The organism is Psychrobacillus sp. FSL H8-0484 (genome assembly GCF_038005325.1).
Taxonomy (GTDB): domain Bacteria; phylum Bacillota; class Bacilli; order Bacillales_A; family Planococcaceae; genus Psychrobacillus.
On sequence record NZ_JBBOSZ010000001.1, the window covers coordinates 919661 to 945717 of the forward strand.

At 36.9% G+C, this 26057-nt stretch carries 27 protein-coding genes; 24 read left to right on the forward strand and 3 right to left on the reverse strand.

The window, feature by feature from the left end:
• Positions 1–29 precede the first annotated feature (29 nt).
• From MHH81_RS04160 to MHH81_RS04180, 5 genes are all read left to right on the forward strand, one after another.
• Positions 30–2306 (forward strand): S-layer homology domain-containing protein, encoded by a 2277-nt coding sequence (locus MHH81_RS04160; RefSeq protein WP_340918220.1) that lies wholly within the window; start codon positions 30–32, stop codon positions 2304–2306.
• A gap of 369 nt (positions 2307–2675) precedes the next feature.
• The gene (locus MHH81_RS04165; protein WP_340918223.1) at positions 2676–3821 is read left to right on the forward strand and encodes a polysaccharide pyruvyl transferase family protein; all 1146 of its coding nucleotides are present in this window, start codon (positions 2676–2678) and stop codon (positions 3819–3821) included.
• Entirely contained in the window at positions 3818–4912 is a 1095-nt protein-coding gene (locus MHH81_RS04170) for a glycosyltransferase (RefSeq protein ID WP_340918226.1), read from the forward strand. The genes MHH81_RS04165 and MHH81_RS04170 overlap by 4 nt, the downstream gene beginning before the upstream one ends.
• On the forward strand, positions 4909–6429 hold the full coding sequence (murJ, locus tag MHH81_RS04175) for a murein biosynthesis integral membrane protein MurJ (RefSeq protein WP_340918229.1): 1521 nt from the start codon (positions 4909–4911) through the stop codon (positions 6427–6429). Before MHH81_RS04170 ends, murJ begins: the two co-directional genes overlap by 4 nt.
• Before the next feature lie 83 nt (positions 6430–6512).
• Positions 6513–7565: a glycosyltransferase family 4 protein gene (locus MHH81_RS04180; protein WP_340918231.1), complete on the forward strand. Its 1053-nt coding sequence runs from the start codon at positions 6513–6515 to the stop codon at positions 7563–7565.
• A 171-nt stretch (positions 7566–7736) separates the two neighbouring features.
• On the opposite strand, the gene MHH81_RS04185 is transcribed toward MHH81_RS04180, so the two are convergent.
• Entirely contained in the window at positions 7737–8786 is a 1050-nt protein-coding gene (locus MHH81_RS04185) for an LCP family protein (RefSeq protein WP_340918233.1), read from the reverse strand.
• 131 nt (positions 8787–8917) lie between these two features.
• Positions 8918–9553 (reverse strand): YigZ family protein, encoded by a 636-nt coding sequence (locus MHH81_RS04190; RefSeq protein WP_340918235.1) that lies wholly within the window; start codon positions 9551–9553, stop codon positions 8918–8920.
• A 139-nt stretch (positions 9554–9692) separates the two neighbouring features.
• Here MHH81_RS04190 and MHH81_RS04195 point away from each other — a divergent pair, with 139 nt between their 5' ends.
• On the forward strand, positions 9693–10838 hold the full coding sequence (locus MHH81_RS04195; RefSeq protein ID WP_340918237.1) for a sensor histidine kinase: 1146 nt from the start codon (positions 9693–9695) through the stop codon (positions 10836–10838).
• A gap of 35 nt (positions 10839–10873) precedes the next feature.
• Entirely contained in the window at positions 10874–11548 is a 675-nt protein-coding gene (locus tag MHH81_RS04200; protein WP_340918239.1) for a response regulator transcription factor, read from the forward strand.
• Between the two features lie 682 nt (positions 11549–12230).
• Here MHH81_RS04200 and MHH81_RS04205 read toward each other — a convergent pair.
• Positions 12231–13160 carry a nuclease-related domain-containing protein gene (locus MHH81_RS04205; RefSeq protein WP_340918240.1) on the reverse strand — a complete coding sequence of 310 codons (930 nt, stop codon included), beginning with the start codon at positions 13158–13160 and terminating at the stop codon, positions 12231–12233.
• Between the two features lie 139 nt (positions 13161–13299).
• On the opposite strand from MHH81_RS04205, the gene MHH81_RS04210 reads away from it, so the two are divergent.
• The 17 genes from MHH81_RS04210 (at position 13300) to MHH81_RS04290 (ending at position 25833) form a co-directional block, all read left to right on the forward strand.
• Positions 13300–13875, forward strand: coding sequence for a nuclear transport factor 2 family protein (locus tag MHH81_RS04210; protein ID WP_340918242.1), 576 nt, complete (start codon positions 13300–13302; stop codon positions 13873–13875).
• 98 nt (positions 13876–13973) lie between these two features.
• Positions 13974–14819: a DegV family protein gene (locus MHH81_RS04215; protein ID WP_340918244.1), complete on the forward strand. Its 846-nt coding sequence runs from the start codon at positions 13974–13976 to the stop codon at positions 14817–14819.
• Positions 14820–15118: 299 nt separating this feature from the next.
• Positions 15119–16171 (forward strand): DEAD/DEAH box helicase, encoded by a 1053-nt coding sequence (locus tag MHH81_RS04220; RefSeq protein ID WP_340918246.1) that lies wholly within the window; start codon positions 15119–15121, stop codon positions 16169–16171.
• Complete coding sequence (locus MHH81_RS04225) at positions 16168–16791, forward strand: ComF family protein (RefSeq protein ID WP_340918248.1); 624 nt, start codon at positions 16168–16170, stop codon at positions 16789–16791. The genes MHH81_RS04220 and MHH81_RS04225 overlap by 4 nt, the downstream gene beginning before the upstream one ends.
• A gap of 55 nt (positions 16792–16846) precedes the next feature.
• Complete coding sequence (locus MHH81_RS04230) at positions 16847–17257, forward strand: TIGR03826 family flagellar region protein (RefSeq protein ID WP_340918252.1); 411 nt, start codon at positions 16847–16849, stop codon at positions 17255–17257.
• Positions 17258–17569: 312 nt separating this feature from the next.
• The gene (gene flgM / locus MHH81_RS04235; RefSeq protein WP_340918255.1) at positions 17570–17833 is read left to right on the forward strand and encodes a flagellar biosynthesis anti-sigma factor FlgM; all 264 of its coding nucleotides are present in this window, start codon (positions 17570–17572) and stop codon (positions 17831–17833) included.
• 14 nt (positions 17834–17847) lie between these two features.
• Entirely contained in the window at positions 17848–18342 is a 495-nt protein-coding gene (locus MHH81_RS04240) for a flagellar protein FlgN (RefSeq protein WP_340918258.1), read from the forward strand.
• 12 nt (positions 18343–18354) lie between these two features.
• Positions 18355–19875: a flagellar hook-associated protein FlgK gene (gene flgK, locus MHH81_RS04245; RefSeq protein ID WP_340918260.1), complete on the forward strand. Its 1521-nt coding sequence runs from the start codon at positions 18355–18357 to the stop codon at positions 19873–19875.
• A gap of 15 nt (positions 19876–19890) precedes the next feature.
• Positions 19891–20778 carry a flagellar hook-associated protein FlgL gene (gene flgL / locus MHH81_RS04250; RefSeq protein ID WP_340918263.1) on the forward strand — a complete coding sequence of 296 codons (888 nt, stop codon included), beginning with the start codon at positions 19891–19893 and terminating at the stop codon, positions 20776–20778.
• A gap of 51 nt (positions 20779–20829) precedes the next feature.
• Complete coding sequence (locus MHH81_RS04255) at positions 20830–21384, forward strand: DUF6470 family protein (protein WP_340918265.1); 555 nt, start codon at positions 20830–20832, stop codon at positions 21382–21384.
• A gap of 13 nt (positions 21385–21397) precedes the next feature.
• The gene (gene fliW, locus MHH81_RS04260; protein WP_340918267.1) at positions 21398–21832 is read left to right on the forward strand and encodes a flagellar assembly protein FliW; all 435 of its coding nucleotides are present in this window, start codon (positions 21398–21400) and stop codon (positions 21830–21832) included.
• On the forward strand, positions 21832–22056 hold the full coding sequence (csrA, locus tag MHH81_RS04265) for a carbon storage regulator CsrA (RefSeq protein WP_340918270.1): 225 nt from the start codon (positions 21832–21834) through the stop codon (positions 22054–22056). The genes fliW and csrA overlap by 1 nt, the downstream gene beginning before the upstream one ends.
• Before the next feature lie 136 nt (positions 22057–22192).
• Entirely contained in the window at positions 22193–23011 is an 819-nt protein-coding gene (locus MHH81_RS04270) for a flagellin N-terminal helical domain-containing protein (protein ID WP_340918272.1), read from the forward strand.
• A 93-nt stretch (positions 23012–23104) separates the two neighbouring features.
• Positions 23105–24820, forward strand: coding sequence for a motility associated factor glycosyltransferase family protein (locus tag MHH81_RS04275; RefSeq protein WP_340918275.1), 1716 nt, complete (start codon positions 23105–23107; stop codon positions 24818–24820).
• 1 nt (position 24821) lies between these two features.
• Complete coding sequence (locus tag MHH81_RS04280) at positions 24822–25160, forward strand: hypothetical protein (RefSeq protein ID WP_340918278.1); 339 nt, start codon at positions 24822–24824, stop codon at positions 25158–25160.
• Between the two features lie 159 nt (positions 25161–25319).
• Positions 25320–25478 (forward strand): hypothetical protein, encoded by a 159-nt coding sequence (locus MHH81_RS04285; RefSeq protein WP_340918282.1) that lies wholly within the window; start codon positions 25320–25322, stop codon positions 25476–25478.
• A 163-nt stretch (positions 25479–25641) separates the two neighbouring features.
• The gene (locus MHH81_RS04290; protein WP_340918284.1) at positions 25642–25833 is read left to right on the forward strand and encodes a hypothetical protein; all 192 of its coding nucleotides are present in this window, start codon (positions 25642–25644) and stop codon (positions 25831–25833) included.
• Positions 25834–26057 lie beyond the last annotated feature (224 nt).

Below are 26057 nucleotides of genomic sequence, written 5' to 3' on the forward strand. Positions count from 1 at the left end.
GAGCTTCAAAATAATTGGAGCGATAATACATGATGAAAAAATGGACACAATTTATAGTAGGAACAATTGCTGCAGTATTAATCTTTGCATTACCAGTACAAGCGAACGCTTTTCAAGTAGTAAATAAGGATTTACCACTTTCGTCAGGTGTTCAATATAAGAATTATACTTACAAGAATACATATACAAATTCGATTAATCACCTAGCAATTAACTTACAAGATCCATATACTGCACTTAAAATTGGAGTACCGTCTCCTATTAATAGTGTAGCGACAACAACTAAGCTTGCTAATAGTCATTCTTTTGAAGGTAATAGAGTAGTAGGGGCAGTGAATGCTGGTTTCTATAATATGTCTACTGGATTTCCTATGTACTTAATCTCTCAAAATAATGAGATTGTCAATGGTGGTGTACTTTCAGATTCGTATTCGGCTTATGTTAGTTCACCAATTGCTTTTGGGATTAGAGAAGATGGAACGGCAGATATTGAAAGCTTTGATTTTGATATTAACCTCAAATACAATAATCAAGACTATGAAATTACTGGTTTAAATAGAGAAAGACAAGATAATGAAGCGATTATTTTTACACCTCTAAAAGTAGGTACGACTACAGGGTCTAATAAATATGGTTTAGAATTTGTTATCGAAACGGAAGAACCTGTTACGTCTAATTATTTTGGTCAAACATTGACTGGTAAAATCACTCAAATAAGAGACTATGGTTCAGAGGAAGTCATTAGAGTTCCTAAGAACGGGTTTGTTTTATCGGTAAATGGAAAAAAATGGATCGACTCCTTTAAAAATATGAAAATTGGGGAGCAAGTAAGCGTTGGTTTTGATATAAATAAAAACTGGAAAAATTCGCAGTTCATGCTTGGAAGTGGACCGATGCTTGTAAAAGACGGCCAAAGATATATAACAATGAATACAAGTAGTAGTCGAGCAACAGAGATAGCTCCACGTAGTGCTATAGCGATTAGTGCTGACAAGAAGCAAGTTCATTTAGTGACAGTAGATGGTCGATTAGGGTCCTTTAGCAAAGGAATGTCTTTAACGCAATTTGCAGATTACCTAGTAAAGTTAGGATTTGACCGAGCGATTAATTTAGATGGTGGCGGCTCTACAACTATGGGCATTCGTAATTACGGAAGCAACAATGTTGTGCTTGCGAATCGACCATCTGATGGATATGAACGGAGAGTTTCTACTATTTTAGAAGCTATAAGTACCGCACCGACAAGTAGCCCAGCTCATATTAATGCTTCTCGAGATAAAACTGGAACCATGTTACTAGGTTCTTCCATTACATTAAAATTAAACTATGTTATGGACGCTTACTATAATAATATTACGATTGATCCTTCAAAAGTAATTATTTCATCCGAGAACAACTTGGTAAACATAAATGGATATACGTACACAGCTTCCAAAGTAGGGCAAGATCGAGTGTTAGTAAACTATGAATCTGCAGTCCAGTCGTTCCCTGTGACGATTGTTTCGGAACCTGCAACACTTTCTATAGCTTCCTCTGCTAAAACAATAAATACTGGTGGAACCATTAATTTTTCTGCGACAGCAAAAGATGCCGCGGGTAATGGACTTCTCTATAATCCAAGCCAACTGAGTTGGACTGTGGAAGGTAATATTGGTACTATTGCAAGTAATGGAAAGTTCACTGCTAGCAACACTGCAGGAAAAGGAAAGATAATTGCTCAGCTAGGGACAAAGAAAGTATCTGTTGATGTAGAAGTAACAGAACCTGCATCTTCTCTCCAATCACCTTTTAGTGATGTTTCTAATAAAAATGTTTATTTAAAAGAAATTGTGTATTTAACAAATAATGGATACATTCATGGTTATGAGGATTCGACTTTTAAACCGGAACAAAATTTAAGTCGTGCTCATGCTGCAGTGTTAATAAGCCGTGCATTGAAACTTGACTTAACAAGTGTGACGGATCCTGGGTTTAAAGATGTTCCAACCACACATCCTTATTACAGAGAAATTGCTGCCGTTGCCAATGCAAGAATTGTTGGTGGAAAAGAAAATAATTTATACGATCCACAAGGTACGTTAACAAGAGCACAAATGGCTGCTATTTTAACTAATGCGTATAAATTAACAGGAACTTCCACTACTAAATTTAGTGATGTGAAGAGTGGTTACTGGGCTGAGAAATCCATTTCAGCGTTAGCATTTAATGATATTACAACTGGTTATGCAGATGGCACATTTAAGCCAAGTGTCCCAGTTACTCGAATGCATTTTAGCGTATTTTTATATCGATCTATTCATCGATAAATTTGAGCCCCTCCGCGTTATGTAGAGGCGTTCAGACTGTTGACAAATGTGTTTTAAATTTGCGACGAGCTTGCGCAGGAGCACAACGCTTTCATTCTTCGTTACTTGCACATCGTTGTAAGCTCATGAACCTAAGTTCTATTCGCTTCCGCCTCGTGCTAGCGCGCGGACACACAGGACGTGGGTCATGCAACCGTTGTCGCAAGGATGCGACGAACTTAGGTTGCCTTCCTAGACAAGCGTTTTCAAGACAGTCTGAAGTGACACCTTCGACTTTAGATTTTGTCTTTAATTTGAGCCCCTCCGCGTTATGTAGAGGGGCTTTTGTTATGATATAATCAATAATTATGTGTAAAAGGATGAAAGTATATGAAAATAGGTATTGTAGGAAATTACGGAAATGACAATAATGGCGATGAAGCTATTTTATTAAGTATTATTGAGCAATTATTAAGCACATTCTCTATTAAAAGTAAGGATATTACGGTATTTAGTAATAACCCGGCTCAAACAGCTGAGCGGTATGGTGTAGATAGTTACCCTCTTTATTATAAAAATGGAAATGCAGTGAAGACATTTATTAAAACGTATAAATTGAATAAAAAATACGTAGCTGCTTTCGACTTGCTTGTCATAGGTGGAGGCGGCATTCTAATGGATTTGTATAAACGGGAAGCCCCTTTATATGGTTCGTATGCAATGATGGCTAAACGATCTGGGACAAGTTATGTAGTTTATGGCTGTGGAGCTGGTCCACTCAATACTTCGCTAGGGAAATGGTTTATTAACTATATGTGCAAGCATGCAGATAGTGTCTCTGTTCGAGATCCTCAGTCAAAACAACTTTTAGAATCAATTGGAGTGAAGAAGCCAGTTGCTATTATTGGAGACCCAGCATTTACTTTGAAACGAGAAGGGAAAGTCCATGCAGCAGCTCCAAGAAAAATAGGTGTGACAGCTGTACCTTACTACAATGCTAATTACTGGCCAGAAGGCAATGAAGAGAAGTATGATGCTTATATTTCTAGTATGGCAAGAAATTTAGATAATCTTTCTGCGGAACGTGAAGTAGAAATTACCTTCTTTGCTACAAAATATCCACAGGATGCTGCAGTAACAAAGGATATCTTAGCGAAGATGACATCAAAGGAAAATGTAGTGATTATCGATCGTAACTTGCCACCACAAGATATTCTAGCTATTACAAAAGAACAAGATATCGTCATCGGAACAAGACTACATTCACTAATTCTTGCGACAGATACGCAAACGCCAATTATCGCGGTTTCTTATCATAAGAAAGTGAATGATTTTATGCAGCTTGCAAATCTTGGGGAATATTGTTTTTCAATGGATGCAGTGGAACATGATGCTACGCTATTTGCAGCAGCTTTTAGTAAGATGGCTCAAGATTGGAAGTCAACTGTAGAGAATACGAAGAAGGTTTCCGCTCATCTAAATCAAGAAGCATTAAAGGGAGTTTCTCAATTTCAAAAGGCAGTGAATTTAAAATGAAAAAAGTCTTTGTCATAAGTAATATGTATCCAACTCAAGACCATATCTCTTACGGAATTTTTGTGAAAAATCAAGTAGATTCCCTAAAGAAGGCTGGAATGGACGTGGAGGTTGGGGTAAATACAAATCCTGCAACAGGTGCGAAAAATGCATTGAAAAAGTACGCAGCCTGGGGTCTACGTGTCATGAAAACTGGATTATTTCAAAGTAATAGGATATCTATCACACATGCACATTACGTTTTTCCATCCGGAATGTTCTCTCTACTATTAAAAAGGATGTTTGGTATTCCTTATGTAGTGACAGCTCACGGTGGTGATATTGAAAAAATGGCGAAAAAAAATGCTCGTATTCGTAAATGGACAGGTATGATTTTGCGAGAAAGTGCTCATGTCATTGCGGTTGGTCCAGTTCTTGCGAAGCAAATAGAAGAGGATTTTAATATACCTATTAGTAAAATTACCATTATGAGTATGGGGGTAAATCGAGAAATTTTTAAACGTGGCGATCAAAATGAAGCCCGTGCAACTCTTCAGTTAACTACTGACGTATACCTATTCACTTTTGTGGGAAATGTTATACAACAAAAGGGAGTAGAGGAACTGCTTCAGGCTTTTCAAAAGGTAAAAGAACAGACAGATGTGAAAGTAAAACTAGCTATAATCGGATCTAGAAGAGATATGTCGTTTATAGAAAAAATTAAACCACTAGTTAATGAAGATGTTCTATTAATTGATCCAGTGAAACAATCAGAGCTGGTTACTTGGTTTCAGGCAAGTGACGTATTTGTACTTCCTTCTCATATTGAGGGGTTTGGTTTAGTAGCATTAGAAGCAATTGCTACTGGGACACCTGTCATTGCATCACGTGTGGGAGGACTTGTTTCATTGCTTGAGAATGGAGCTGGCCATTTAGTTGAAGTACAAAATGCAAAAGCACTTGCAGAGGAAATGCTGCGCTCCATTCAAGAGACAGACTATTACGCGGAAGAAAGTGCAGAAACTGTACTAAACATTCATGATGAAAAAATAATTACAGAAAAGCTTATTGCCATTTACGAATCAGCAATTAAACAGGGAGACAGACAATGAATAAGTTTTTAAAAATTATCGGAGCAGTCGCTGTTATTAATATTATTGCTAGATTGTTTGGTTTTTTAAGAGATATGATTATAGGTTATCAATTTGGGACAAGCTATATAGCAGATAGCATTTTTACAGCTTATACTATACCAAATTTTCTATATTTAGTAGTAGGTGGGGCGTTTACCACAGCATTTATATCTGTCTATAATCAAACCAAGACAGATCAAGGATTGTTTATTAAGCAAACCTTTACAACAGTTTTGGTTACGATAGTAGCATTAATTGCGGTAGTACTTCTATTTATTAATCCAACGATCGATTTATTTTTTGGAGATTTGACCGAGAAAGAGCGAGAACTTACTCAAAACTTGTCTTATTGGATGTTACCTTCTACTATATTTTTAGTTTTATCCACATGGTATAGTGGGTTATTAAATGTAAATGCTAAGTTTCATCTATCCAGTTTCTCTATTCTAATTTATAATGCTGCTTTTTTAATTATTTCATTAGTCCTGTATTATTGGTATGGTCCAGTTGCATACGGAATTGGTGCATTACTCAGTGCAATACTGATGATTGGATTTTTGATAAAAGGGTATAAAAAATTGGATAAGTTTCCGATTGGTTTTTCATTTCAACAATCGGAGTCGACGAAAAAGCTTTGGTTACTAGCACTACCAATTATGCTCGGAGGAGCAACTATTCAGTTTTACGCCCTTATTCAGCGTATATTTTCTGCAATGCTCTCAGATGGATTTGTTTCCGCTGTAAACTATGCGTCGAAGCTCACACAATTTCCACAAGCTATATTGATGACAGCGGTTACTACCGTCATTTATCCGATGTTAAGTAAAAAAGTTGCGGAGAAAGATGAAACAGCTATAAAGAATTTATATACGACTGGACTAAGATATTTAATCATACTATTAGTCCCTGTAACTCTTTTTTCCTATTTTTATGCAGAGAATCTTATTCAAGTTATTTTTGAATATAAAAAATTCACACTAGAATCTACCGCAATCACAACACCTATTTTAAAAATTTTCGTATTATCGATGTTTTTTTTAGCGGCAAATACCTATGTAACCAGATTCTATTATGCAAAAGGGAACTCATTTGTACCTGTAATTTTCAGCATTATTAATGTATTTCTTATTAACATTAGTGTTATTTATTTATTCATTGATTCACATGGTGCAATGGCAATTGCATGGGGGACATTTATTTCCTCGGCAATAAATTACATCATGCTAGCTATTTATGCGAATCGAAAATTCGAATTGACTTTCTTTAATAAATGGAATAAAGATTTTTGGAAGGTTTTTGTTTCCATTGTATTAATTGGAATAGTTACTTATCTATCAAGTGAGTTCCTAATATTTGAGTATAAATGGCTAACATTTATAGTAGGATTAAGCATTTTTACTATAAGTTTTGCAGGTATTTTCCTTTTATTAGGAATAAAAGAAGCGAAATCAATTTTAGTGAAACTTAAAGGTATGGTAAAAAGTTTAATTAAATAGAAAAAAAAATGATATTTATTTGTATACGTGCTATAATACAAATGGTTTTAAAACATTATATATTGTTGAGGAGGAGGAGAGAGATGCTTGCCCTTACACTTGTTCTGGCATTTGTCGCATCCGTACTATTTACTCCACTTGTAAAAAGATTAGCGTTTCGCTTGGGTGCAGTTGACACTCCAAATCACCGAAAAGTTCATGCTAGAATCATGCCAAGACTTGGTGGACTAGCTATATTTTTTGCTTTTTTAGTAGCTTTTGCTTTTTATCGTCCAGATGGCGAATACGATAAAGCGATGCTGTTAGGTGCATTAATCATTATTATTACAGGTGTTTTAGATGATATGTTTGAGATTACCGCAAAAGCTAAATTACTTGGTCAGCTCCTAGCAGCTGGAAGTATTGTTATATATGGTGGATTACAAATAGAATTTATTAACTTACCATTTGGTATATTTGGTGGACAGTTAGAGTTTGGTTATTTCGCTATCCCATTAACCATTTTGTGGATTATTGGTATTACGAATGCAGTTAACCTTATTGATGGATTAGATGGTCTTGCAGCAGGTGTTTCTGCGATCGCACTAATCACGCTTTCAGGAGTGGCGATTATGATGGGGAATCCATTTGTTGCAGCGATGGCAGCAATATTAGCAGCAAGTACTTTAGGATTTTTGGTATTTAATTTTTATCCAGCAAAAATTTTCATGGGTGACACAGGAGCATTATTTTTAGGATTTATGATCTCTGTCCTAGCCTTACTTGGATTTAAAAATGTTACTGTTGTAGCGTTGATAATCCCTATTATTGTGCTTGGAGTTCCAATTTCAGATACATTCTTTGCTATCGTCCGAAGAATTCGTATGAAGCAACCTTTATCAGCACCAGACAAATCACACTTACATCATTGCTTGTTGAATGTAGGTTTCACACATCGTCAATCTGTGCTTATTATTTATGCAATTGCAGCCATGTTTGGTATTGCAGCAATCATATTCTCTCAGTCAACCGTATGGGGAGCAATTATTTTATTAATGGTGATGCTGTTAGCGATAGAGTTGTTTGTAGAAGCTATTGGATTAGCAGGAAAGAATTATCGACCACTTATAAACTTTGTAAAAATGATCGGTAAATGACAAATTCAGTAATATAAGCATATATTGAAAGTATTGCGCAGATTTTTAGCCTCCTATTCTATTATAGAATAGGAGGCTTTTCTTCTGGAATATTGATATATATAAATAGTTTTAACAAAAAAATAGAGCAAGAAAGGGTTAACTTTAAAACCCTTTCTTGCTCTATACTAGTTAAGATTGATCATCATCGGAAGCATAATCTTTAATTTGTTCGGAATTGTTGTCTGAAATATTACTTGTTTCAGGTTGAAGTCCAAGGTGGCTTTTTAGTATATCTCTTGTTTCTTCTAGACTCTCTTCCTCTAGCTTCCAATAATAAGTACCGGTAGACATATCATCATAACCTTCTAGAGTAAGCGTATCAATTTGAGGGACCCCTCCTTTGATGTACTCAAAAAAGGATTTCATCTCATCAAACGTCATATCGGTTTTCATATTATCTCCTACAGCATCAATTACTTCGCCGTACTTCGTGAATGATGAAGCGGAGCTAGCTTTCTTAACAACCGCTGAAAGAATCATTTGTTGACGTTTTCCACGTTCTATATCATTATCATATTTTCGCGTTCTTGCTAAGGCTAAAGCTTCTCGACCATCTAACTCCTGTAATCCAGGTTGTAAATTAACTGTTCGTTGATCATTTTCGTCTTTTTCCGTTAATTTATAAGGAACTTCAGCTTCAATTCCACCTAAAGCATTAACGACATCAATAAAAGCGTTAAAATTCATTTTCACATAATAATCGACTGGAACTTCCAGTAAATCTTCAACCGTTTCAATCGCGGCTTTTGTTCCACCATATGCATGGGCATGGGTAATTTTATCATTATAGCCAACCTCGTCAATATATACATAGGAATCACGAGGGATACTGATTAGCTTCACGGTTTTCGATTTATTATTTAATGTAGCAAGCATTAATGCATCTGAGCGACTACCTGAATCACCTTGATCACGCTTTTCACTATCATCTATCCCAATAAATAAAACGGAAACATTGTCGTTAAGAGGTTCTACTTTCTCAGGGCGCTTGTCCGACCCCTTGCGATCTCCAGCTACCTCAAATGCTTTGTCTGCAGCTGTTTCTGCTTTTTTCGTCAAATATGCAGCATAAGTTGATAAAGAAATTAATAAAGAAGCAATTACTATTAAAGAAACTGTTAATATAGTACGCTTTTTAGATCTCCTCTTTTTTTCTTTTTTATATAATTTTCTTTTCATTATTTTATCTCCCTTAATCTAGGTACTATTCAGTCGTACAAATAGCTAAGTATTAGACGTACAATAGATAAATAAGTTTCAATAGATTAGACATGACCTTTATTATACAACGGATTAGGGAATAGGTAAATTTAATTCGCTTCGAACTCTAGAAAATCTTTTTCGACAAGTTCCATTTTTGCTTGGCCGTTTGTTATTTCGGTCATCCATTCTGCAAATTTTGCCTCTTCCTCAGCTTTTGTGTAGACAAATACTTCGACTAAATCTGCGTAACTAATTTCTTTTAAAGGATAAGAGGAATTTCGCACTTCATTTTCCACTTTTCCTAGCCAAGTATAGTCTATGGATACTTTCATTAAATGATGTAGCTGTCGTTCCACCAATTTTGCTGCGTCAATTCCTTCTGTTGTCGCTTTTCCGTAGGCTCGAATTAAACCTCCACCACCGAGCTTTATACCCCCAAAATAACGTGTTACGACAACTACAGTATCCTTTATACCCTGTTTCTTTAGGACCTCAAGCATAGGAACACCTGCAGTTCCACTTGGTTCTCCGTCATCGTTCGCTTTTTGAATGTTATCGTGCTCGCCAATTATATATGCCGAACAGTTATGTGTAGCAACTTTATGCATTTGTTTGATATTATTAATAAAATTTTGCGCTTGTAGTTCTGTCTCGGCACGTTCAACGTAAGTGATAAAGCGCGACTTTTGTATAAGAATCTCACTCTCCCCGTAGCCTTTTACTGTTTTGTAATTATTTCGCATTATAAAAATTCCCTTCTGTATCGATTGAAACATAGTTGTAAACTAATTTTAATTTATTTTTAGTCACTAAGTGCTATAATAGAAATTGTCAGCACTAATGAATGAAGACTCATTTGAATGTACAAAGGAGAAAAAACAGATGACGAATAAGAATCTTGAAGTGCAATCGTTAGATGTTATTTTCGATCGAATGGTCGAAGTCATGGATCATTCGAAAAAGGATATATTCATTATAAGCGAACAAAGTCGTCAAAGCTTCGAAGAAATGAAAGTAGAGTTAGAAATAATTCGCGGGAACATTGAAACGGTTATTATTGAAGGGGATTCGCTTGAATCAAAATCCAGATTATCACGAAATCGTCTAGCTGAAGTCTCCAAGAATTTTGATTCGTATGAAGAACCACAGGTACGTAGTGCATATGAAACTGCTAATGAAATTCAAATAAATCTTTTGATTAAACGCAACGAAGAAAGACAACTAAGACAAAGAAGAGATGAATTAGAACGTAGATTACAGGGGATTTTAGAAATGATCGAACGAGCGGACCAGCTCGTTAACCAAGTAAATATTGTGATGAATTATTTAACTTCTGATTTAAAAGACGTTGGAGAAGCGTTGGAAAATGCGAAGATTAAACAAGATTTCACGCTAAAGATTATTGAAGCACAAGAGGAAGAACGTAAAAGACTTTCTCGTGAAATTCATGATGGCCCCGCGCAAATGTTGGCCAATGTGTTACTTAGAACAGATTTGATCAACATTACCTATCAACAACGCGGTGGGGACGAAGCGATGAAAGAAATCATTGAGCTGAAAGAAATGGTTCGTAATGCACTTTCTGAGGTTCGGCGTATAATTTATGATCTTCGTCCAATGGCACTTGATGATTTAGGATTGATTCCAACGCTACGAAAGTACATAATGACTACAGAAGAATACAATCCAACGTGTAGAATAAATTTCCAAACTTTTGGAGAAGAACAACGAATACTTCCAAATTTCGAAGTAGCAATCTTTCGCCTTGTCCAAGAATGCTTAACAAATGGCATCAAACACGGAAAGTTCACAGAAGCATCCGTGAAAATCGAATGGACGAAACAAAAGATGAATATTTTCGTCAAAGATGATGGAGTTGGATTTGATCCAAAAGTCGTAAAAGAAAAGTCATTTGGTTTAATTGGAATGCAAGAGCGCGTTGATTTGCTTGATGGGACGATGAAAATTATATCTGCACCTGGTAGAGGAACATCCATTTTGTTTAGCATACCAATAAATAAGGAATAGTAACTATAGCCATTTTTAAATAGGAGGAAATGAACATGACAAAAATTATTATTATAGATGACCACCAACTTTTCCGCGAGGGAGTAAAACGTATACTAGATTTCGAAGATACATTCGAGGTTGTTGCAGAAGGCAGCGATGGTAGTGACGTACTTCGTTTATACGAACAATACTTACCAGACGTTGTATTAATGGATATTAATATGCCCACGAAAAATGGCGTAGATGCAACAGAAGAGTTAATTGAAAGATTCCCAGAAGCGAAAGTAATTATGCTTTCCATTCATGACGACGAATCATACGTATCCCATGCATTAAAAACAGGTGCACTTGGATACATGCTAAAAGAAATGGATGCTGTGGCAATCGTCTCCGCTATTAAAGTGGTAGCAAAAGGTGGATCATACCTACATCCAAAAGTAACTCGTAACCTTGTAGCAGAATTCCGTCGCCTAAGCGAACGTGAAAATAAAGGAAACTTCCATCAAACCGAAATTCGCCGCCCGTTCCATTTACTAACAAAGCGCGAATGCGAAGTACTTCAACTATTAACAGATGGACAAAGTAACCGTACAATCGGAGAAACACTATTCATCTCTGAAAAAACAGTAAAAAACCATGTATCAAGCATTCTTCAAAAAATGAATGTAAACGACCGCACCCAAGCAGTAGTAACAGGAATCAAAAACGGCTGGGTTGAAGTAAGATAAATAAAAGTTATGAACCCTCTTACCCTTGGGCAAGAGGGTTTTTGAATACCTTAATGTATTGCGCGTGACAAAATCATTGCGAATACCGCTCCAAATCTTGCGAGAAATGACAACTATATTGCGAGTAAGCTCGCCAAAGCTGCGCGTAACAAAAACATTGCGACTACACCACTAAATATTGCGCGTACGCAAGTAAATGTTGCGAGAAATGCCTACTATATTGCGAGTAAGCTCGCCAAAGTTGCGCGTAACAAAAACATTGCGACTACACCAATAAATATTGCGCGTACGCAAGTAAATGTTGCGAGAAATGCCTACTATATTGCGAGTAAGCTCGCCAAAGTTGCGCGTAACAAAAATATTGCGATTACACCACTAAATATTGCGCGTACGCAAGTAAATGTTGCGAGAAATGCCTACTATATTGCGAGTAAGCTCGCCAAAGTTGCGCGTAACAAAAACATTGCTCCTACGCCTCAAAATATTGCGCGTACGCAAGTAAATGTTGCGAGAAATGCCTACTATATAGCGAGTAAGCTCGCCAAAGTTACGCGCAACAAAAACATTGCGATTACACCACTAAATATTGCGAATACGCAAGTAAATGTTGCGAGAAATGCCTACTATATTGCGAGTAAGCTCGCCAAAGTTGCGCGAAACAAAACTTCCTCTCAAAATCTCTTTATTTATCACTTTTCTTAGTAAAATATCTCCCAGGTCCGGAGCCATGTGCTTCTAAATTCATCCTATTTAACATGCGAGATGCTGAATAGATGGATTTTATTCCACAAAATCTTCGAAACTCTTTATTAGTAATTTCTTTTTTGATTAACAGAAAATAGTCGTTTACAGCAGAAATGTGTGCGTAGCGATGATTTTTCTTACAGGCTAAGCATGTCCAAGTAGTCGATAAGCGCTTCATCCCAAAAACACCACAATGCGGACACTCCACCCCTCTAATCAAATCATTCTGAGAAATACGATAGTGTTCGCATAACGGAGGATACGTAAACTTGGATTGCTCCCCTCGAATCATGTGCTCGAGAGTATCCAGCTGTTTATCAGACAGGAAATCAGGAGAAGAATGGTTGTACATATGAATAATTTTCTCAATAATGCTTTCTAATTTAAACATGGGATAATGGGAAGGTTTATTCCGGATCCGACACGATTTGGATGTCATGACGATGGCTCCGGTTACTTGAAGTTCGGGGAATGACCTGCGTAACAAATCTTTCATAAATCGTATATTACGCATCAATTGAAAATATGGGTTTGGGAAAGGCGTTTCAAGATTATTTCCTTCTAGTCTATAAAACTCCTCGGTGCTCGTATCGAAATTCAAATCTCCACTCATATTTTTAGATTCTAACACAATGCAACAACGGTCCGTCACAACAAGGCAATCGATTTGCACCTTCCAATCACCTTCATGCAACGCTACATCCGAAAAAATCCGAAACGGACCTGGCAATCTTAACTCTCCAAGCTTTACTAAAAGTCTATCCTCACCGCGCTCTCCAGCCTCTTTTTTTCGAATCTCTTCACGAATAAAACTCTCATTCTCGTGCGTATTACCTAATCTTTTTAATAAAGCTAAATGACCTTGCAAATACTCACCTCCAATCTACCTACATCATACTTCAAAAATCAGAAAATTTCATTATCATTTTAGGCGAAACCTATTAATTGAGTTTTCGTCATAACTATGACAAAATAACTATCAGAATCAGCAGCAGGAGGAGAACTAGATGAAACTCATACAAGTAATTACTCTCGCAGCATGCGCCCTAACACTTGCTGCTTGCAATAGCACCGAAGATACAAAGCAAAACGCAGGATCTGCAAATGATGCAGCCCCAACAGATGCACAAACGGTAACAGACCACGGAGCGAAAGACAAATCCGAAGTCGGCTTCGAAATGGCTGGTGGCAACATCGAAGAGGCAACCAACGTACCAGAAAAAGAAAAAACAGCTATACTCTCGGCATTCGACGAGTATATGGAAGCCTTTAACGCAGAAGATATCAACCGTTACATGGGCGTTATCTCCAAAAAACCAGAAGGCTTCAACTATAACGATGAAAAAGTTGTGGTCGAACAAGCCTTTGATGAGTACGACACAATCCGTACTGCCGAAGACGTAACCATTATTAAATACGACGATGCAGAAGCGCAAGTTTTTACCAATTTACATATTGCACTGGAACAAACAGGGACGGGTGCGAAACTCGATCGTAATGGTCGGCAAGTAACTGTTTTCGCGAAAGAAGACGGCAAATGGTTAGTCACCAGCGTTTACTTTATAGGTGAAACAGCTGAATAACAAACTATATCCCCCACATGTATCATGTCAGGGGATTTTTTCCTTTCATTTCCCTAAGACATTCAGTAAACTAGGGAATAGGAGTGTGATTTTTTTACATGAAAACGGTAGTAGTAACGGATAGTACGGCTTATATCCCACAAGAAATTCGCGAAAGCCTAAACATTCGCATGGTACCACTTAGCGTTGTCATCGGAAATGACACTTACCGAGAAGAAATCGACATCAACGCAGCTGAATTTTACGAGAAAATCCGAAACGAACGCGCGCTTCCTAAAACATCGCAACCGTCCCTCGGAATCTTTGTCGAAACATTTGAAGAACTATCTAAAGAATACGACGCAGTCATTTCCATCCATCTATCGAGCGGAATCAGCGGAACACTTGCTGGTGCCGAACAAGCTGGCGAAATGGTGGACAATATTAAAGTAATTCCATTTGACTCGGAAGTTTCCTGTATGGTACAAGGCTTCTACGTCCTTCGTGCTGCAGAAATGGCACAAGCAGGTGCTCATCCAGATGAAATCATGCAAGAACTGAACACGATGAAACAAACCGTGCGCGCATACTTCATGGTGGACAGTCTAGATCATCTGCACCGCGGTGGGCGCTTAAACGGCATCGAACGTGTCATTGGCACGATGCTTCAGGTCAAGCCAGTTCTACACTTCGAAAACAAAGTCATCGTGCCATTTGAAAAAGTTCGTACACGCAAAAAAGCGATGAAACGCATTGCAGACCTACTTCAAGAAGACGCAAACAAACACGCCAACCTGCAAGCCACCATCATTCATGCGAACAACGAAAACGAAGCAATCACATGGAAAAACGAGTTACAACCACTTATGCCAAATGTTCACTTTACGATCAGCTATTTCGGACCAGTGATCGGCACTCACCTTGGTGAAGGTTCGATGGGTCTCGGATGGGTGAAAATCGACTAGCCTAACACGTTAGGAAGATGCCCATGAACGAACAATTACAACAATTTCTCACTGGCCGCATATGGCTTCGCGAACATACCCCATTCCCGCGCGAAGTCATCGACGCCTACATCGACTGTGGCCACATTCACCTCAAACCAGGTATCGAATCAGACGAAAGCTCTTTTTTGTTTTGGCAATTAAAGAAGTACGTCTGTAACCGGTGCCACAACACAAACCAAACCTTATTTCACTCATTTCATTGTGCACGTTGTAACCAAATATGCGTTTATTGCCGCCATTGTATTCGGATGGGGCGAGTGAGTAGTTGCTCTGAGCTCCTACTTTGGAGCAAAGAGCATGCTCGCGGCGCGAACGCTCATGTGTTTGCATGGAGCGGCCAGCTAACCCCTCTTCAGCAGAAGGCAAGTGAAGAACTCTTAGCAAGTGTCCGTCAAAACAAATCACATCTTCTCCGTGCAGTATGCGGAGCAGGTAAAACCGAGCTACTATTTCCGTCTATTTTTGCTAGTTTACAAGCAGGAAAACGTGTATGCGTTGCAGCTCCACGAACGGACGTTATACTAGAACTTTTCCCACGCTTTCAAAAAGTATTTCCGAAAACTACCATCCATGCACTCTATGGTGGAGCTCCAGATCAAGAAGGCTTCGCTGATTTAGTGCTCGCTACAACTCATCAGTTGTACCGGTTTGAAAAAGCATTCGACGTGGTATTTGTCGACGAAGCGGACGCCTTTCCTTATTATGCAGACGAGACATTGCAGCAAGCCGTCATCAAAGCTGCCAAACAACACGCCGCCATTCACTATGTAACAGCCACTCCTACCAAGTCATTGAAAACAACGAACCAATCCATTCTTTCCCGTAGATATCACGGGCATGATTTACCTGTCCCTAGATTTGCTAGCTTATATGGCTACGCAAGAAAATTGAAGAAAGGCAGCGTTCCTTACAAATTGCAGCAATGGATCGAAGAAAAAACAACAAATAATATTCCATTTCTCGTTTTCTTACCAACTATTGAAATGCTCGAAAGCTTTCCAGGTCATTTACCAAGGGTCCACGCCGAGCATCCCAAACGAAAAGAAATCGTCATGCAGCTTCGTGAAAAGAAAATTCCAGGCCTACTCACAACGACTATTTTAGAAAGAGGCATCACCATTGAAAATGTTCATGTAGCAGTGGTTGGAGCAGAACAGAAAATCTTTACATCGAGCGCTCTAATTCAAATAAGTGGGCGAGTCGGGCGTTCTTTTCAGTATCCTGCTGGAGATATTGTCTTTTTCCATCACGGCATTAGCTACGAAATGGACAATGCAAAAGCTGCAATTGAAGGGTGGAATAAGAGTTGAACTGTTTACTTTGCGGAAGCAACTTTCAATCACCGCCTACTTGGAGAAGCTTGATTTTATATGAATTAGCAGCCTATGCATGTAGTAGGTGCTGGAGTAAATTTGAAAAAGCTGAGACAGAAATCGACTTTTTGAATTTTAAAGGAACTCGCTATGAAGGGGCAGTCGATTCTGTTACTTCACTTTATTCCTATAACGAAGCGATGAAAAGCTATTTACATCAGTATAAATTTCTCCAAGATGTTGCGTTATCACATATTTTTGCTGAAGAGTTACGTCATGTATTCGAGAAAAGAGAAGGAATAGTGGTACCGATCCCAATGCATCCGGAAAAGCTAGTGTTAAGAACCTTTGCACAGGTGGACGAGCTATTAAATAGTGCAGGAATTCCTTTTCAGCATATACTCGCTAAAACTGCAACAAGTGAGCAAGGGAAAAAGTCGAAAAAGGAACGTTTAGAAGCGAACCCATTATTTGAAGTAATCGGTAAAGTCGAAGAGCTAAATTATATTTTATTCGATGATATTTACACAACTGGCGCCACGATTCACCACGCGGCGAAAGTTTTGAAGGAAACAGGAGCAAGGAGAGTGGATGCCATCACTTTAATAAAAGGATAAACAGCCGATATAAAAAAGGAGAAAATGACAGCAAAGTACTTGGGGGGATATCATCATGGGTGAACTAAAAAATTGTCCGTCCTGCGGCGAATTTTTTAACTATACAGGATTAAGAGAGGTATGTAATAACTGCGCGATGAATGAAGAAAAACTATACGAAATCGTATACCGATTCCTTCGTAAACGTGAAAATCGAGCAGCAACTGTTGAAAGAATTGTAGAAGCAACGGGCGTAGAGGAATCGCTTCTACATAAATGGGTACGTAAAAATAGACTTCAACCAGCCATGTTCCCAAACCTTGGCTATCCATGTGACAACTGCGGAAAATTAACAAATGTTGGAAAGTTATGCGCAAGCTGTAGCCAAAAACTACAAGCTGGACTACGTCAATTCGACGCTGCAAAAGAGTTTCGTGAAAAAGTAAACAACCAAGAAGTTACTACTTATCGTAAAGATAAAAGTTAAACTCTCACGTAGCGTGGGAGTTTTTTTGTAATCAGGTTCAATCCAGTGTAAACTCATCTGAAGTGAGCATAACCAGGTCTGAATCGAGCATAAACCTCACTGAACTCAGCAAAACAACTTCAAATTAAGAAGCGAAAGAGCTATAACCGAACTTCGAAAGAAAACTTAACCCATAATCCATGTTAAAATAGAAATTTTATACGGTACAACCAATATTCCAAACATTTCCTACAAAAAAATGCTAAACACATCGCATTTTTAACCGAAATAATCAGTAGACACTTTATAAAGAAGAGGGGAGGTCAACCAATCATGAAAATTTCTAACATTGGTTTAAACCAAGTAAATCCATATAAACGCAACCAACAGCTATCTGAGAAAGCACAAAACACATCAAAAACAGCTGCAGATCAATTGGAAATTTCATCTGTTGCTAAAAGCATGCAAACGAAATCACCTGTTGAGGTAGAACAAGCAGAACGCGTTGCTGCAATAAAAGCCGATATAGATGCTGGCACTTATAAAGTAGATGCTAAAAAACTAGCAGCCAACATTCTCAATTATTACCGTATGTAAAAGGAGCTTATAAAATGTCCATCGAAAAGATTTTGCAAGCCCTAGACAAACTAGATATGCTACACAAAAGTTTACTAGAAGTTGCATATAAAAAAACAGAAGCCATTAAAACAGGTGACATGGACAGTCTAGACCAACTGCTCAAGGATGAGCAAGCGCACGTAGCAGGTATTTCACAGCTTGAGCTACAGCGTCAGCAAGAGGTAACGGATTACCTTCGAGCAAAAGGAATTGCTCCTACTGACAACCCAACTGTTGCACATGTCTTAGAAAATACCAACACAGACGAAGAAAAAGAGCAACTGGGTGCAGCACGTAATAAGTTACTACTAACGCTCGAAACACTCAAACATCAAAATGACTTAAACCAAAAACTAACACTTCAATCACTACAATTCGTCAATTTAACTTTAGATATGTTAAGACCAAAGCCAGACCAAATAAACTACTCAAAAAACGAAGTAAAAGGTCCATCCAAGGAGAAAACCTACTTCGATTCTCAAGCTTAAGGAGGCGACCCCATGGGCTCCACATTTATGGGATTAGAAACAAGTAAACGCGGACTTTATACTCAACAATCCGCTCTTTATACAACAGGTCATAATATATCGAACGCAAATACACTAGGCTATTCACGCCAACGTGTAAATATGGAAGCAACTCTAGGTTATCCGGGAACTGGACTTAATGCTCCAAAAATGCCGGGTCATTTAGGAACCGGTGTGCAAGCACAATCTGTACAACGAATTCGCGATCAATTTATTGACCGACAGTACCGCCAAGAAACTACTAAACTTGGCTATTGGGAGTCACGATCGACAGCAATTGCTGAAATGGAAGACATTATGTCGGAACCGTCTGAATTTGGATTAAATGCATCCTTAGATCAATTTTGGAAATCACTTCAGGACTTAAGTACAAACCCTGAAAATGCGGCAGCTCGTAAAGTAGTAGTACAGCGCGGTATTGGTGTAGCGGAATCATTTAACTATATCCATAAACAACTTTCAGATATTCAAGGAAACTTAAAAAATGAAATTCTAACATCCACTGATGATGTAAACTCTATTTTGAAGCAAATTGCTTCTTTGAATGAACAAATTCAAGCTATTGAACCAAATGGGTATATGCCAAACGATTTATATGATGCTCGTGATACATTGCTAGATGAGTTATCTCAATTTTTTCCAATTGATATTGAATATACAAAATCCGGGGGTAATTCATTAGCAATTGCCGAAGGATCTGTAAAAGTATCTATTAAAACAAAAACCGGTAGTATAGAGATAATTAACGGTAAAGATGCAGGGCAGCTTTCTCCAAATGGAATGTCCAATAATGAAAATTTTGAACCTTTCAATGGATTCACTGTGGCAGGAAGTGGCACTGTAGTAGGTGGACCGATAACATATGATGACATGGAATTAAACAAAGGCAAAATGTTGTCTCAAATAAATTCATATGGGCATGGAACAGATTCTAAAAATGCGCAAGGTTACTATCCAGAAATGCTCGCAAAATTAGATCAAATGGCTAATGAGTTTGCAAAAGCCTTTAATGTTATTCATGAAAAGGGACACCCACTAGCTGGAAGTGCTGATATTGCGGATTTCTTTGATGTTACTAGCTCAGGAGCAGCAGGTATAAAAGTTAATGCTAACATTATCAAGGATCCCGGTAGCGTAGCTGCTTCTTCTGGAATAGGTGAAGAAGGAAGCGGAGCAAATGCAATTCTCCTGGCAAATATGAAGTCCGACATACTGACAGGCCTAGGAGGAGCAACTGTTCAATCATTTTATCAATCAATGATTGGACAACTTGGTGTAGATGGAGAACAAGCAAATCGTTTGGCTTATAATTCAGGAACAATCAAGTTAACTGTGGAAAATAATCGTGCTGCTGTCAGCTCAGTTTCTTTAGATGAAGAAATGACAAATATGATTACATTCCAACAAGCATACAACGCATCAGCGCGAATGATTACAGTAGTGGATGAAACATTAGACAAAATTATTAACGGCATGGGCCGAGTTGGACTATAATAGGAGGACTTATACATGCGCGTAACACAATCAATGCTTTCAACTAATATGCTTCGTAACTTATCAAAAAGTTATAACAAAATGGGAATACTACAAGAACAAATTAACTCAGGTAAAAAAATAACTCGCCCTTCGCAAGATCCTGTGGTAGCTATTAAAGGGATAGGTTACCGTACTGATTTAAACAAAGTTGAGCAATATCAACGTAATCTTGGAGAAGTAAACAACTGGTTAGATAGTTCAGATGACGCACTTGATAAAGTAGGATTCGCTCTTCATCGTGTGCAAGAACTTATTACTCAAGCCTCTACTGACACTTTAACACCAGATGACCGTACGAAAATTGAAAAAGAAATTACACAAATTAAAGAACAAATGCGTGATATGAGTAATACAAAAGTTGGGGATAAATATATTTTTTCCGGAACGAATACTAATTCACCTTTACATGACGGTACAAACTTTTTAACGACGGGTGCAGCACCAGGCGTAAATAAAGATGTTAATATAGAAGTTTACGATGGAGTAGAAATTACAGTAAATACTAAGGGACTCGATATATTCCAAAATATAGATGCAATGATTACCGGGTTAGAGGCTGATTTAAAAGATCCTAATAAGTCTGGTAAGGATTTTGATAAATACTTAACAATGAAAAGTGATAACGAAAAGGTCGTTTTAGCGGCTCGTGCAGATATCGGTGCACGCCAAAATAGAGTAGATATGATGGAAAACAGGTTGGGGGCACAAGAAGTAATTGTAACCAAACAACTTTCGAATAATGAAGATATTGATTATGAAAAAGCCATTACAGAAATGATAACTCAAGAATCTATTCATCAAGCTGCTCTTTCTGTGGGTGCTAAGATTATTCAAGCAACATTAGTAGATTTTATAAGATAATAGAAAGCGTTTGGACAACTTGTTCAAACGCTTTCTTTAGAGGTGAGATAGATGAACTTTCCGCGATTGCAAATTCAAACAACAGATGCAAGATTAGGTCTTTCTATTGAAGAACCAAAGCAAATAATTCGTCAACCAAAAGCAACTCAACATATTGAGCAACCCGCAGCAATTGTTGAAATGGAAACTACACGAGGATTTATGAGAATTGATTCTTCCCAAGCAAGGCGAGATGTAGGGTTAATCGGCACTCTAGAATCTACAAAAAAATATGCCTCAGAAGGTCGCCGAAAAGTAATGCAAGGAATTGCCAGGCGTGCAAGTGAAGGCAGACAAATGATGGATATTGCCCATAATTCAAATGCAATAGTCTCCATTTCAAAGAAAAATACATTTCCAGTTTCAGCAAAGCTAGGGATAGACTTTATACCTTCTATTGGATCTGTAAAATTAGATTATACACCTGCGAAGTTAGACGTTAATGTACAAACACAAGAAGCAAAAATTAGTGCACAAGTGAATAAACCAGTTCACGAATATACACCAGGTAAAGTATCTGGATATATGCTACAAAACCCATCGATAGAAATAGACGTTATTGTCTAAAAGGAGCTTAAACATGAACATCGAAACAAAATTTCTAGGTGAAGTTACTATAGAAGAAAAAGAAATCATACAATTTCAAAACGGGTTGCCTGGTTTTGAAGACATAACAGAATTTGTCATCCTACCATTAGAAATAGATTCTCCTTTTGCAATTTTACAATCTGTAAAGCAACGAGAAATAGGGTTCGTACTTGCTCTTCCTTTTTTATTTAAAAAAGATTATGCATTCGAATTATCAGATGAAGATAAAGAGGAACTCAAAATAAAATCTTCTGAGAATTTACTGACGTATTCTATAGTAACTTTAAAAGAACCTTTTAGTAATTCGACATTAAACTTACAAGCCCCAGTATTAATCAATCACAAACTGAAAATTGCAAAACAACTTGTATTACAAGACTCAAATACATATCCATTACGATTCCCTATCGAAGGGAGCAACTTTTAATGCTCGTACTCTCACGAAAAAAAGATGAATCTATTATGATTGGCGATCAAATCGAACTAAAAATACTAAGTATAGACGGTGACCAAGTAAAACTAGGAATCGTAGCACCAAAAAATATAAAAATATATCGTTCTGAAGTATATGAAAGCATTCAAAAACAAAATCAAGAGTCATTAAATGTATCCAAATCATTAATTGAGCAACTTCTTAAAAAAAATCTTTAATAAACTATTAAACATTTCCAATTTAGTACGATAATAATTATGTAAGGCAAAAATGGGGCGGCCGACCTTATACTGCCAAACAAATTCCACAAGGATGTGGAACTAAATAAACCAAAATTCAAGGAGGAATCTCACAATGAGAATTCAACACAATATTTCAGCTCTTAACACGCACAGAAACTTAACAGCTAACCAAGGGCAATCTGCTAAAAACTTAGAAAAATTATCTTCAGGTTTCAAAATCAACCGCGCTGGAGACGACGCAGCTGGTCTTGCAATCTCTGAAAAAATGCGTGGACAAATCCGCGGTTTAGATATGGCTACTAAAAATGCTCAAGATTCAATTTCTTTAATCCAAACTGCTGAGGGTGCTCTTAACGAAACTCACTCTATCCTACAACGTATGCGTGAACTTTCTGTTCAAGCAGCAAATGATACTAACGTAGCTGCTGACCGTACAGCTATTCAATCTGAGATTACAGCTTTAACTTCTGAAATTGACCGTATTGCTAAGAACACAGAGTTCAATACTCAAAATTTATTAGGTGGAGCATTCTCTGGTAAAACTTTCCACATTGGTGCTAACTCAGGACAATCTATTACATTAGACATCGCTTCAATGGATGCTGCAAGTTTAAAAGTTGCTGCTGCTGATGTTAAAGTAGATACTACAACAAATGCTAGTAAGGCGATTACGTCTATCAATACTGCAATTGAAACAGTTTCAAAACAACGTTCTAGCTTAGGTGCTGTTCAAAACCGTCTAGAGCACACGATCAACAATTTAGGTGCATCTTCAGAAAACTTAACTGCTGCAGAATCACGTATCCGTGACGTTGATATGGCAAAAGAAATGATGAACTTCACTAAAAATAACATCTTAACTCAAGCAGCACAATCTATGCTTGCTCAAGCAAATCAACAACCACAAGGTGTTTTACAACTTCTACAATAATTTTATTAGTATTTTTAATCCCACTCTATTTTTTAGAGTGGGATTTCTTTATATTTAAAAAGATCTGTCGATATAAGAAGAGAGGTGGTAAGTGTGATTCAAGATATAAACATCGAGAAAATACAATCAAAATCATTAGATCCTACATTGAAAGTAAATGATTTTTTTTTACATAGTAAATATAATCCTAGAAAAGAAGCGGAGCAGTTTGCAAAAAGCCAATACACAGAAAATCATGTACACGTGTTATTTGGTTTTGGGCTTGGGTATATTGCAGAGGCCTTGGAGAAGAAGTTAAATGAAAATGATCAGTTATTTATAATTGACCCATTGTTTAAAAAGACTGAATCCCTCATGGATAAACGTGATTTCGACGTAATGATAGACGTAACGGAAAATAATATTGAGTTAGCATTAAATAATTTACTAAACGATTATAATGTAAACGTGAAAATTATATGTTCTCCAAATTATGATAAATTGTTTCCTGATTTATATAATTTAGTGTTGAAAACTGTTAAAGATGTGTTAAGTGTAAATGCTGTTTTTTTTAATACAGTTAATTTTTTCGCTGAAATATGGCAGGAAAATTACATTCGAAACCTTTTTCATGTTTTTGAAGATGAAAGTTTATCAAGGTTAGAAAAAGTCTATGATCTTCCAGTAGTGATTGTATCAGGGGGGCCTTCTCTAACGAAGCAAATTCCATTACTAAAAAAAATAAGAGATAATATTGTCGTTATAGCGGCTGGCTCAACTGTTAATACGCTTTTGCATTACGATATTGAAGCAGATTTTATCGTATCTATTGATGGCTCTATTGCGAATTATAATCATTTTAAAGATAATACCTTTCATAAGTCAAAATTAATATATAGTATTAAGAATCATTATAAAATTAGGGACCAATTTAAAGGGCTAGCATTTAGCTTTATTCCTTCTTTTGAACCAGGTATGCATAGACATATTGAAAAGATGACCCAAAAACAATTACCAACATTACTTGGAGGAGCTTCAGTTGCTAACTATGCACTAACGATCGCTCAATATATTTCAAGTGGTCCTATTGCTTTAATAGGTCAAGATTTAGCTTATACAGATAACAAAACGCACGCAGAGTATAATAAACATTTTTCTACTGTTAATGATAATTTCAAAGAAGAAAGGAGAACTTTCTTGATAGAAGGATATGATGGAGAAGACGTATTAACAGATGCTGTTTTTCTATCGATGAAGAAAGGTTTTGAACAGATTGCTGAAGTATCAAAGGAAGCCGGACGTTTCTTTAATTGCACAGAGGGTGGTGTAAAAATCCAAGGATTTACTCAAAAAACCTTTCAAGCATTTTGCGATGATATTAAACCGCTGAAAGAGAAAAATCAGCGTATAGATGATAAGGTTTCCGTTATCGATATTCCTAAGTGGAGAGAATTTGTATGTAAAATTGAGGCGGAAATAAAGATTTATGAAGAAATTAAGCTTCAATTAAATGAAGGATTACGACATTTAAAAGAAAATCCTTCTAAAATTATATTTAATCAAAAAGCTATTAAAGGTTTAGATAAAGTTGATAAAAAATTAAAACAACTGTTTGGAAAAGTTTCGATGGATAGCATTGTTGAACCAATCACGATTGATGTTTTGAATAGATTTTTGCCAAAGCAAAGTGAAAGTAAAGAGGAAGAATACAAGCGCGTATTCGAACAAAATGAAGTACTATATAACAGATTGTTGAATGCAACAAACCTTTCGAGAACATATACAGAGAATTTATTGGATGAAATAATAAAAAAACTTGGAGATGAGTAAAATGAGTGAAGTATTATATGAAGTAATTGAATCTTACAATGAGTATATAAAAAAAATTCCTGATGGATGTCAAAAAATTGCGGATGATTTTCGAGAAAATCAAATTACGAATGGCTTAAAAAAGATTATGGATTTTAGTGATGGAGTGCAATGGCTATCTGAAGCAAGTGATTTACTGCACAAAAATAGCTTGACAGTTCAACTGAAAACGGAAAAAATACATGAGTTTTTGGAAGAAATCAATCATGGATTAGAGATACAAGATTATGTATTAGTTGCAGATATGTTTGAGTATGAAATCCAGGCATTCTTTAAAGATTGCCAAGCCGTCGCAGTTTAATGTCAGCAATGATATGGGAAGTAGAAGAAGCTCGAAATGGAGAATCCGTTGGCTTAAGTTAACCTGAATTTAACTAAATGGTAAGTATGATCCTATTAATGGTATTGCTCAATTCATGCAGATTCTGGTTGGCTTATAGGGTTAGGAATTGGCTGCCATTTGAAAGAGCTTCTTTCTATTTTAGGGAAACAATCCATTTTCATCATACCTGTGGATCAAAAAGAAATTGCATTTTTTAAGGAGTATGGTGAGAAAAAGTCATTGTCAAATCAACGTTTTGTTTTACTTGAACACAGTGAAACAAATAGAACCGGGTAAAACCAATGGATGATCATCATCCATTGTTTGATTGTTCAGGAGACTTGAAAACTAGACAGTCGTGCCAGATGCAGGAATTATTACAGATACTTATCTATCTGTGATGAAAAAATTCGAGATACAAAATATAGAGGTCCACTATTATATATGGATACTGTTAGACATGATATTACAACGTTGCATGATGGAGCGATACGGTATTTTTCTGGGAGGATACCGAGCTGCTGAAAAAGAGGCACAACAAAGAGAAGTACATTTTTTAGAAACAAGCGGATCTGTAGTGACTAAAGCAATATCATTGCTAGAATACATAGGTTTTAGGAAGAATATTGGACAGGACTTAGTCTTTGCTTGAAATCGAATGCATGAGTGAACCCACATCAGGCATAGATGTCCCAAGAGGAATTCGCTTTCTGAAAGTTAATGAAAAAAGCTGAGAATTCATGCATCTCCCAATTTAAGTACATATCTTCTCTGGTTTGAGCAAAAAGTAAAGCAATCATCTATTAGCATCTATAAGATTGCACGGAATGGTGCTAAAATTAAAGGTGTTTAATATATTGAAGAACAGAAATTTAG

Excerpts from the sequence above, each read along its gene's own strand:
- MHH81_RS04160 (WP_340918220.1), top strand. The coding sequence starts at position 30 with ATGATGAAAAAATGGACACAATTTATAGTAGGAACAATTGCTGCAGTA.
- MHH81_RS04165 (WP_340918223.1), top strand. The coding sequence starts at position 2,676 with ATGAAAATAGGTATTGTAGGAAATTACGGAAATGACAATAATGGCGAT.
- MHH81_RS04170 (WP_340918226.1), top strand. The coding sequence starts at position 3,818 with ATGAAAAAAGTCTTTGTCATAAGTAATATGTATCCAACTCAAGACCAT.
- murJ (WP_340918229.1), top strand. The coding sequence starts at position 4,909 with ATGAATAAGTTTTTAAAAATTATCGGAGCAGTCGCTGTTATTAATATT.
- MHH81_RS04180 (WP_340918231.1), top strand. The coding sequence starts at position 6,513 with ATGCTTGCCCTTACACTTGTTCTGGCATTTGTCGCATCCGTACTATTT.
- MHH81_RS04185 (WP_340918233.1), bottom strand. The coding sequence starts at position 8,786 with ATGAAAAGAAAATTATATAAAAAAGAAAAAAAGAGGAGATCTAAAAAG.
- MHH81_RS04190 (WP_340918235.1), bottom strand. The coding sequence starts at position 9,553 with ATGCGAAATAATTACAAAACAGTAAAAGGCTACGGGGAGAGTGAGATT.
- MHH81_RS04195 (WP_340918237.1), top strand. The coding sequence starts at position 9,693 with ATGACGAATAAGAATCTTGAAGTGCAATCGTTAGATGTTATTTTCGAT.
- MHH81_RS04200 (WP_340918239.1), top strand. The coding sequence starts at position 10,874 with ATGACAAAAATTATTATTATAGATGACCACCAACTTTTCCGCGAGGGA.
- MHH81_RS04210 (WP_340918242.1), top strand. The coding sequence starts at position 13,300 with ATGAAACTCATACAAGTAATTACTCTCGCAGCATGCGCCCTAACACTT.
- MHH81_RS04215 (WP_340918244.1), top strand. The coding sequence starts at position 13,974 with ATGAAAACGGTAGTAGTAACGGATAGTACGGCTTATATCCCACAAGAA.
- MHH81_RS04230 (WP_340918252.1), top strand. The coding sequence starts at position 16,847 with ATGGGTGAACTAAAAAATTGTCCGTCCTGCGGCGAATTTTTTAACTAT.
- flgM (WP_340918255.1), top strand. The coding sequence starts at position 17,570 with ATGAAAATTTCTAACATTGGTTTAAACCAAGTAAATCCATATAAACGC.
- MHH81_RS04240 (WP_340918258.1), top strand. The coding sequence starts at position 17,848 with ATGTCCATCGAAAAGATTTTGCAAGCCCTAGACAAACTAGATATGCTA.
- flgK (WP_340918260.1), top strand. The coding sequence starts at position 18,355 with ATGGGCTCCACATTTATGGGATTAGAAACAAGTAAACGCGGACTTTAT.
- flgL (WP_340918263.1), top strand. The coding sequence starts at position 19,891 with ATGCGCGTAACACAATCAATGCTTTCAACTAATATGCTTCGTAACTTA.
- MHH81_RS04255 (WP_340918265.1), top strand. The coding sequence starts at position 20,830 with ATGAACTTTCCGCGATTGCAAATTCAAACAACAGATGCAAGATTAGGT.
- fliW (WP_340918267.1), top strand. The coding sequence starts at position 21,398 with ATGAACATCGAAACAAAATTTCTAGGTGAAGTTACTATAGAAGAAAAA.
- csrA (WP_340918270.1), top strand. The coding sequence starts at position 21,832 with ATGCTCGTACTCTCACGAAAAAAAGATGAATCTATTATGATTGGCGAT.
- MHH81_RS04270 (WP_340918272.1), top strand. The coding sequence starts at position 22,193 with ATGAGAATTCAACACAATATTTCAGCTCTTAACACGCACAGAAACTTA.
- MHH81_RS04280 (WP_340918278.1), top strand. The coding sequence starts at position 24,822 with ATGAGTGAAGTATTATATGAAGTAATTGAATCTTACAATGAGTATATA.
- MHH81_RS04290 (WP_340918284.1), top strand. The coding sequence starts at position 25,642 with ATGATATTACAACGTTGCATGATGGAGCGATACGGTATTTTTCTGGGA.